Raw genomic sequence first — 8,539 nt, forward strand, 5'->3', positions numbered from 1 at the left:
ACGCTCAACGAGGTACCAAAGACAAATTATGGTGTGCGTATTGATTAATTTTAGGTTCAGCAGCTAATACGTTTTCAATTCGAGGAGCGACGGGTCCTCGAAACTAAAATACTGCCGCAATGCAGATACAACCTTATCAGCAAAGGCAAAAATGGTTTCATAGTGCGCAGGCCAGTCAACTACCATCCGCCAAAAGTTACCGGGACCGTTCTCAATCCTGACCCAACCCGCACCAGTCAGAACTGACTCTACGGATGATTCGTTCAAGCATCGACTGTCACCGAACGGATCAACAATTAGATTGCACGTCAGACTGATCGTGTCGAACTGATCACTATCGTCGCGGGAACGATACGAAATCTGCAATACCCTTTGATCGTTGTACGTCAGGTCGACTACACCCGTGCGTCTCAAATCCAAAACCACGCGAGCAACGGCGTAATTTGCATCCGCCGAGTTCAGATTCAGAGCTTCGATCGAAGAGTAGGGTGACGGTTCCTCGTACTCATCGCTATCTTCATCATCGAATTCATCATCAAGATCTAAGTCTGCATCAGTAACGTGAAATTGATCCAGTTGGTCAATCCATCCGATGTACACCGGGTTATCAAAGGTAACAACCAGTCCACTGGGCGTGCCCTGCAGAGAGATGACCACCGTCGGGTGTTCCCAGCGAATACTCGGAGTGAGACCAGGTTTCGACTGCGAGGGTGGACTTACTGCCGTCACAAGAGCATTCCCCAGATCGGTGAATGCATCGAGCATCATCCGGCCTTCGTCCAAAACCTCGGATTCGGTGCGCGCATTATCCGTCCGAACCTGATCTGATACGGGAACCCTAACGGATTCGATCGTTTGACCGGCTAGGAGCGGGGAGATACGTCCCCTCGATACCTGAGCGGAGGGCCGATCGACCTGGAGGTTGGTCGCAAGCCAGCTAGTACCGCGCTGATCTGACTGCACCTCTTCGTCCTCGGCACTCCAACCAGTCGCGTCGCAAAGCGCAGTGATTCCACCTTCAGTCCATTCCCAGTTGTGCCGAGCTGCGAAACGAACCAGTTCAATGGCACCCTGCGTGTCTACGCGCATATCTCGGATCCTACTTCCTTCGACCTGTTGATCGGCTACTCAGCAGTGGTGTTTGAAGATCGGTCGGGGACAAAGCGTTGGCTTCATCCAATGTGGGTTGATACCCGGGCCACGGTTATCGCTGTGGCGCGGACGCGCCCGGTCGTTGGGGTCGCCGCGGTGTCCGCCGGGGTGTGGCGAGCGGTTGCAATCATGTTGGGCAGCCGTTAGATTCGCGAACCTGGGGGGTGGGATTGCGCCCCTCATGGTTCGGTTGGATGGGGATCGATGAAATTCATCAAGTTCGCGGCGGCGGGTGTGTTGGCAGTTGCTGCGACGGTGGCTGTTGCTGGCGTTGCCAATGCTGCGCCGGCTCAGGCTAATGCTGTACCGGTTCAGAGTGGCTCGGTCGGGGTGGGGGTGGCTGTTGGGCAGGGTGGGTTGCCTGTCGCGGTTGGTGTGGAGCCGATCGCGCTTACGCCGGAGCAGGCGCAGTTTTGCCAGACGGCGGTTGTGGATGGGTTGATCGGGACCTTTGCCGGGGCGCTGATCGGGGCGGTTACCGGGTCTGGGGTTGGGATGCTTCCCGGGTCGGTGATCGGTGGGATTGTCGGCAGTACGGTGCCTGGTCCGATGCCTGGGCCTGATACGGGTAGCGCTCTGGCGCCGGAGGCTCCGGTGGGCACTCCTGCGCTCTATCGGTGTGGTGGAATCTTCGGACTGTTCCCGCACTAGAGGTATCGGGAGCCGAGTCTCCTCGTGATCGCCTAACCAGCTATCCAGCAGCGGGTTTGAAGATGTCGATGATGCTGTTCATGGTGGCTAGGCGGCGTTCTTCGCGGACTACATCCAGCGCGGTCTGCGGCCGGGGCATTGGTTTCACCTGTGGGGGATCCGCTCCGGCTGCGGCGATTACTGCGGCTTGGACGCCCTGCAAGCCGTCGATGATCGACAGGAGCAGGTAGGTGTCGAGAGTGTAGCCCTCGGGGGTGGGGGGCTCTTCGACTTCTGGCTCTTCGGTGGATTCCTCTATGTCGAGCCAGTATTCGGCTAGTTCTCGGTCCATCGCCAACGCCGTCTTGTAGTGGGAGCCGCGGGGCAGACGGTCTTTGAAGCGCCAGATGGTGAGCCAGTTTCGGGTGCGGAATTCTATGGGCCCGAAGCAGTCTCGGACGTCGATGCCGCGCTCGAGGAGGTCGTAGTCGAGGGCGGCACCGAACTTGTCCCAGAACTCTACGAGCCCTCGGATCCCCCCGGCAGCTCCATGGCGCCCTCACCGTAGAAGTGGGCGTAGAGATCGTTTTGGAACGCTACCCATTCGTCGATGGGGCGGTCGGCGAAGAGGTCTTCGACCGCGTCGTGGGCGTCGCCCAAAAGGATTCGCAGCTGGTCTTCTTCGTCGTCGGTCTCGGCCAGCAGGCGGGCCTGACGGCGGGTGAGGGGCTGGATGGCGATGTCGGCGGTCAGGTGGTAGGGGCCGCGTCGCTTGGCTGCGAGTTCACGCTGGATCTCGTAGAAGCGGCCTTCGTCGCCGCCGGGCATCGTCTTACGGGGTGCTGCCATGGGAATCTCCGGATTCGTAGGGGCGGAAGGGATTTACTTGCCGCGCTTGGCGGGCTTGGCTTCGACCGGCTGCACGTCTTCCTTGACGTGGTGCCCGTGCGCGAACATGGCGTCACCGAACGCCGAGGCGTCGTGCACCTGGTACTCGCGGATGCCGTCGGTCATGGTGACCGGGTACTTGGTGGGGATGAAGGACATGGGTCGCCCCGCTTTCTCTCCGGAAGCTGACAAGAAGGTGTGGCCGCGTACCGGACCGGAGACACCCGGCACGCGACCACGTTCGAGACCGTCGACTAGTTGACGGTGATGGCGGCGTTCAGCGACGGCAGCGCGGAGCCACCGGTCGGGGTGTAGACGACGCCGATCGTGGTGTTGCCCTGGGTCGCACCGGCGGCGGCGGTCACGTAGCCGGCGGCGTTCACGGTCAGACCGGAACCGGTGGCCGGGGTGAAGACGCAGTTGGCATTCGACACCACGCCACCGAACTGGTCGGTCACCACCAGCGGCGAGGTCGAGGTGGTGCCGTGGGTCACGGTCATCGGGGCGGCGGTGACACCGGTAGCGGTGTACTTGAAGCCGGTCGAGGCCAGCAGCTGCTTCCAGCCCGCGCCACCGAAGCCGTGGGCCACGGCGTAACCCAGCGAGTCGTCCTTGAACGCGGTCAGCGTCAGCTTCTCCGACATCAGGTTGGTGGGAGTCCACTGCTCGCCGCCCCACTTGGTGACCGCGACCTTCGGCATGATCTTGAAGATGTAGATCGGGTTGGCGTCGGTGCCGTCCTTGCCGATCACGACCGCCGAGTAGTAGTTGATCTGCGGGGTCGCGGGCTGCCAGAAGCCGACCTCACCACTGGTCGAGTTGGCCTGCACGGCAGACAGATTGGTATTGGTGGTGAGCGCCAGGTTCAGCAGGCTGGTCTGCTGCGGCTCGAACTCGAGCGAGGTCACGTCGGAGGTGATGTCGTCGCGGACCGGCTGCATCTCGCCGTACGCCTCGATCGGCGCGGCGGTCACGGCGCGAGCGAAGGACACACCGGACTTCTTGTCGATCAGGCCGACGGACTGGTACGCCGCGGGCAGCGGCAGCAGGTTGCCGCTCGCGTCGGTCATGCTGCCCGGAGTGACCGGGGTCGGGGTCGGCCACGGGGCCAGGAACACCGCGGCGTCCAGCGGCTTGAGCAGCAGCTGACGCTGGGCGGCCTTCAGGGTGGTCAACGGAGTGGACGAGATGGGAGCCAAAGCAATCTCCATTCATGCGCCCGGCGAACCGGGCTGGACTTGGGGTGAAATGCCGTCTACTGACGGCGGGCGTCGATGGCGAAGGCCAGTTCGACCATCTGGTTCAGCGGGTCGAGATCCGGGAATTCGCTCATGCCGCGGCTGCGGCGCAGGTTCGGCGCGCTGAAACGCGGTTCGGCGGCGGAGATTTCCTCCACGTAGTCGACCAGGACACCGTTGACGCGATTGGAGGGTGCGTTCAGGAACGCGTCGCGCACCTGAATCGCCATGGTCTGCGCCAGCGGCCTGGTGTTGTGGAAGACGACCGCCTGCACGTGCGCCTTGTAGGTGATCGCGTTGACGTCGAGCGTGCCGCCCGTGGTGCGCACCCAGATCAGCGGCAAGCTGATCTGATTCGCCTGCGCGGGCAGAAAACTCACGGTCGGCGCGATCGGCGTGAGCAGTCCGATCATGAACTGCTCGAAGTCCGGGAACTCCCCGGCGTACGGGCCGGTCATGCCGACGCCTCCGGCCCGGGGACGACCACGACATGTGCGGCGAGTGTTCCTTGGGTGCCCTCCGATGGGGGCGTGGAGTTTGCGGAACCTGTCACGGCCGCGATGCCGTGGGCGAGCTGGTACAGGACGTCGATCTCGCCCCGTAGGGCCGCGATTCGATCGAGGAGGGTGCGCGCGTCGCTGGCGACGGCCGTTGCGACAGCGGCAAATTCGGCGGAAGTCATACAGTCTCCGGGGTCCAATGAACGAGCTTCAGTGATGTCGGATGGGTCGGGCTGATGGCGACTCGCCACGCGGCGGGACCTTCCTCGGTGGTGGGCTACAGCCCGAGCAGCGGCAGGACCAGCGGAATCAGGTCGCCGAGCAGTTTGATGAGATCTTCGGCAATGGTGATCACTCCGTTCACCCCCTCTCCGACGTGCGGTTGAGGATGACGGCGAGGCGATCGCAGTAGCCGCCGGTGACATAGGCGGTAGTGTGCGCGCCACCGGTCAGGTAGCCCTGCATGAGCTCCGCGGCCTGCGACCACAGCTCCCAGATCCGCAATGGATGCGTCCAAGAGCCGAGTTGGACTGCCTGCCAGCGATTTCGGCGGATCCGATCGGCCAGATCCGTGGTCCAGCCGCCCAGGTCGGCGAAGCCGAAGGCCGACACGGTGTCGGCGAGGGTGCGCAGCGGCGAATCCGGCGGGCATGAGGTGATGGCGTCCACCGGATTCGCCACTTCCCAGGTCGGGATCTCGTCCGGCCAACTGTCGTGCTGACCGTTGATGCCGAATCCGACCGGGTCCGGATCGATCGAATCACCCTGCTTGCGAAGGGGATTGGCAATCATTGCCGCCCATGCGATATCGCAGTCGGGGTATTCACCGCGCCCCTTGGCCTCCAGGAAGCGGGTGACCACTTCGGCACCGAGGCTGTAGCCGAGAATGCCGACCCGATTGGGAGCGGCGTGGATCGCCTTCACCAAGGCGGTGACGCCCTGGTCGATGGACTGGCGTTCGGTGCAGCCGAAGGGGCTGCGTTGCGGGTTGGCGGGGCCGATGGAGGCCGGGTAGTCGATGTCCGGGCCGATTTCGTAGATCGCCGGATCGAGCTGTCCGGTCACGGCGTTGAGCAGGTTCTCCGGAGCACCCAGCACCTCTCCGGTACCGCGACAGGTCAGGACTGTGATCACGCGAAATCGCCTTTCGGGCAGGTGGATAGGGGACGGCCCCACCCGCGGAAGAGGTGCGGGTGGGGCCGTCGGACGCCCCGGCTTCCACCGGCCTACAACCGCGAGGGAGCGGGAGAAGTGGCGGGAGGCCCTGGTGGGCGGGGCGAGTCTGGTGCCGAACGCGTCGGCTAAGTCTGGGTCCCGCCCTCGAATTCGAGGGGTTCGAGGGCGGGACCGGGACACCCCTGTGCTGCGGCGCGTCTGCGACCGCGGACCACCTGCGGGAGACGGGCGCACGAGGGGTGGGCATGCGGCGTGCTCTGAACCCGCGTAGTACCTGCGAAGGGTTTTCGGGGGCTTACCGCATGAGGACTATGGAAGGTATCGCCGACTCCAACGAAATTAGGTTCAGCACAATGGATCTGGGATCAGCACAGGATCCATCGCAGGAAACCTGCTGTTGGAGAGTTGATTCCCGGAGTAGATCGGGAAGAAGGCACAACTGTGGCGCTGCAGATAGCTTCACTTAAGCGGCGAGGAATGTCAACACTCTTGGTGAAACTTCTCGAACGCCGCTGGTAGTAGCCCTATTTGGGGCTAGCTACGAGGACGACCCGAGTCCGGGACGAAGCAGCCCGCGTCGATCAGGGTCCGCACGGCGGCCGCCTTTCCGGGACACTGACGGGCGGAACACTCACGGTGCAGCCGCATCACCTCGTGAGCACTAGCGTGGGACAGCGGCGCACGCGGCGCGGTATGTGCGGCCAGCTCGATCAACTCGAGAAATGTGTAGTTCATGGCGTGACTCCGAAAGGGTTGGCGCGGAATGACAAAGGCCGCCGAACCTGGTGCTGAGCACCGGTTCGGCGGCCTGGTGGCGATGGATCGTGCGACGTGACACGCGATCACACGGTGGACTTCCGGCGACGCATCGGATACGCCAGATGCGCGTCGAGCACTTCACCGACCAAGAACTGCTCCGGCCAATCCGGCGCCCACGGCCCCGGCACCGGCTCGACCTTGCCCGCATCACGCAGGGTTTGAATGCGGCGAACAGTGACTGTGCGGAATGGCTCGCCCAATTCCCTTGCAAGGGTGACGATTCCCGAAACATTGAGGCGAGCGCGACGGGCGGCGGCAACAGCCTCGGCATCGATCGTGAACTCTTGCCGCGGCGGGCAGACGACACGTTCGGCCGCGGCGACGGCAGCGCGTATGTCGGCCGGGGCGGATTCCACACCCTCGGTCATGCCGAAGGCGATCAGGTTGCCGCGCAGCCAGGAGGCGAGACCCGCGGTCGATGTCGAGCCGGTGTAGTCGAGCGCGCGCTGCTCGCAGACCAGCCGGACCCAGGAGACCAGCGTCGCGTGGAGATGATCTCGGACCTTGGCCGCACCGACACTGAACGGGAGCGGCTGATCGCTGGTTCTTCCACTCAGACGAGTGTTCACGGCACCGAGGCGGGCACGGCCGGTGACAGCGTCCTCCAGGTCTTCGACGAGACCGGGAATGCCGCCGAGCAGACCGGCGAGATCGCGCAGCACGGCCACTTCTATGTATAGACCGGTCGGTTCATCGGCAATCATCAGGCCGCCCCGCCCTCGGCGCTGGCCCCGGGCAGGAATTCCACGAGCTCCCGACCCAAGGCGCAGGCCACCAGCACCAGGTCGGTCGTGGTGAACGGCGCGATGGCGCCCACTTCGGCCGCCAGCGTGGCCGCACTGAGCCCGGTCCGCGTCGCGATTTGCGTGAGACTCACGCCGGTTTCACCTATCGCCGACGCCACCCGGTCGGCGATTAGTCGATCTAGGAAGTCCATACGGGCCACAGTATGGTCCAAACGGACCTTCAACAAGTCCGAACGGACCTGTTATTGAATCGTTACCTAAAGTTAGGTTTGACCAGCACGGCCACGATGGGTGTTTGCAGTAATTCCATTTGGACTTCATGATGGTCCATATGGAACTGCGGGACCTCCACGACGGCATCAACCGCGCAGTGGGTGAGGAGCTTCGTGCTGCCCGCGCGCGGCGGGGCTACACCCGAGCTCAACTGGCCGAGGCGTCAGGCGTCGCGGTCAGTACCATTCAGCGCTTCGAGAACGGGGAGCGCTCCCCCGACATGCATCAGCTGTTCGCGCTAAGCAATGCACTCGACATCTCGCCGATCGAGATCATGGACCGGGCCGTAAAGTTCGCCAAGGGAAACCGGTAGCAGCTCCCCCAGTTCCCAGCCGATCACCTCGGCCGCCAGGAACAGATCAGCGACGGTGGCGGTACCCCGCAAAATCCGTTGAGCCGGTTCAACCCCGAGATGACTCGCGACCACCGACAGGCTTTCGGCATCGAAAATCCGAACGAACCAATCGATCAGCGCTTCCGCAGACACGCGCAAACTTCCCCTTCATCGATGTCCGCAGCAGCGGACTGACCAACCTTTGACCCCCGCTCGAATCCCGTTAGACGACCGACGAGTCGATGGTTGACAATCCAGCACTTCGACGAGCCAGCTCACCCCCAACGGACAGCAACACCTGCCGCCGCGGACCCCGAAACCGCTGCGGCACAACATATCTAACCCATAGATCCACCCGTCGTCGATTCCCGGGATACACCATTATCCCAGGCAATGTTGACGGCCGAAGTATACACACGGCCTCCGACCGGCGCTCAATTCGTCTCTAGCACAACGGATCTAACGGATTCTCGCAACAATTCCGGCTACTCGCGAGTTGCTGCGAGCCGTTCTGAATCGGTAGCCGTATCTGTCATCGAATCCGTCATCGAACAGAATTCCGATCGCGAACACCACTGGCAGACAACGAAACACGAGGGCCGAAATCGACAGATATGGCTAGTGCGCGTACGCGGGAGTTGTGGCCTGTGGCGGGTTGTAGGCCGGGACCGGCGCGGTCGGCGGAGTTGGGGTCGAGGCGGTGCGGGGGGCCGGGGTGGCGGAGGGGTTTGCGGGGTTGAGGGGGGCTGGCGGGGTCGCGGGGTTGGGGGCCCAGCGGGAGTC

General features: G+C 63.1%; 11 protein-coding genes. 1 reads left to right on the forward strand and 10 read right to left on the reverse strand.

The window, feature by feature from the left end; all coding sequences use genetic code 11:
• Positions 1-63: 63 nt before the first annotated feature.
• From VMT65_RS22470 to VMT65_RS22515, 10 genes are all read right to left on the reverse strand, one after another.
• Positions 64-1,089, reverse strand: a complete 1,026-nt coding sequence (locus tag VMT65_RS22470; RefSeq protein WP_326310269.1) for a DUF6301 family protein — start codon at positions 1,087-1,089, stop codon at positions 64-66.
• Positions 1,090-1,843: 754 nt separating this feature from the next.
• Positions 1,844-2,134, reverse strand: coding sequence for a hypothetical protein (locus tag VMT65_RS22475; RefSeq protein WP_326310270.1), 291 nt, complete (start codon positions 2,132-2,134; stop codon positions 1,844-1,846).
• Between the two features lie 167 nt (positions 2,135-2,301).
• A complete protein-coding gene (locus VMT65_RS22480; RefSeq protein WP_326310271.1) occupies positions 2,302-2,631 on the reverse strand; it encodes a hypothetical protein in 330 nt (109 codons plus the stop codon).
• Between the two features lie 33 nt (positions 2,632-2,664).
• Entirely contained in the window at positions 2,665-2,829 is a 165-nt protein-coding gene (locus VMT65_RS22485; RefSeq protein ID WP_326310272.1) for a hypothetical protein, read from the reverse strand.
• A gap of 95 nt (positions 2,830-2,924) precedes the next feature.
• Positions 2,925-3,869, reverse strand: coding sequence for a hypothetical protein (locus VMT65_RS22490; RefSeq protein ID WP_326310273.1), 945 nt, complete (start codon positions 3,867-3,869; stop codon positions 2,925-2,927).
• A gap of 56 nt (positions 3,870-3,925) precedes the next feature.
• Positions 3,926-4,366, reverse strand: a complete 441-nt coding sequence (locus tag VMT65_RS22495) for a hypothetical protein (RefSeq protein ID WP_326310274.1) — start codon at positions 4,364-4,366, stop codon at positions 3,926-3,928.
• Complete coding sequence (locus VMT65_RS22500; RefSeq protein ID WP_326310275.1) at positions 4,363-4,590, reverse strand: hypothetical protein; 228 nt, start codon at positions 4,588-4,590, stop codon at positions 4,363-4,365. The genes VMT65_RS22495 and VMT65_RS22500 overlap by 4 nt, the downstream gene beginning before the upstream one ends.
• A gap of 178 nt (positions 4,591-4,768) precedes the next feature.
• Positions 4,769-5,542 (reverse strand): PE-PPE domain-containing protein, encoded by a 774-nt coding sequence (locus tag VMT65_RS22505; protein ID WP_326310276.1) that lies wholly within the window; start codon positions 5,540-5,542, stop codon positions 4,769-4,771.
• An 884-nt stretch (positions 5,543-6,426) separates the two neighbouring features.
• Positions 6,427-7,107 (reverse strand): hypothetical protein, encoded by a 681-nt coding sequence (locus VMT65_RS22510; RefSeq protein ID WP_326310277.1) that lies wholly within the window; start codon positions 7,105-7,107, stop codon positions 6,427-6,429.
• Complete coding sequence (locus VMT65_RS22515; RefSeq protein ID WP_326310278.1) at positions 7,107-7,280, reverse strand: hypothetical protein; 174 nt, start codon at positions 7,278-7,280, stop codon at positions 7,107-7,109. The genes VMT65_RS22510 and VMT65_RS22515 overlap by 1 nt, the downstream gene beginning before the upstream one ends.
• A gap of 200 nt (positions 7,281-7,480) precedes the next feature.
• Between VMT65_RS22515 and VMT65_RS22520 the strand changes: the two genes are divergently transcribed.
• Positions 7,481-7,735, forward strand: coding sequence for a helix-turn-helix domain-containing protein (locus VMT65_RS22520; RefSeq protein ID WP_326310279.1), 255 nt, complete (start codon positions 7,481-7,483; stop codon positions 7,733-7,735).
• Positions 7,736-8,539 lie beyond the last annotated feature (804 nt).

Origin of the sequence: Nocardia sp. CDC153 (assembly GCF_035818515.1) — a bacterium.
Taxonomy (GTDB): domain Bacteria; phylum Actinomycetota; class Actinomycetes; order Mycobacteriales; family Mycobacteriaceae; genus Nocardia.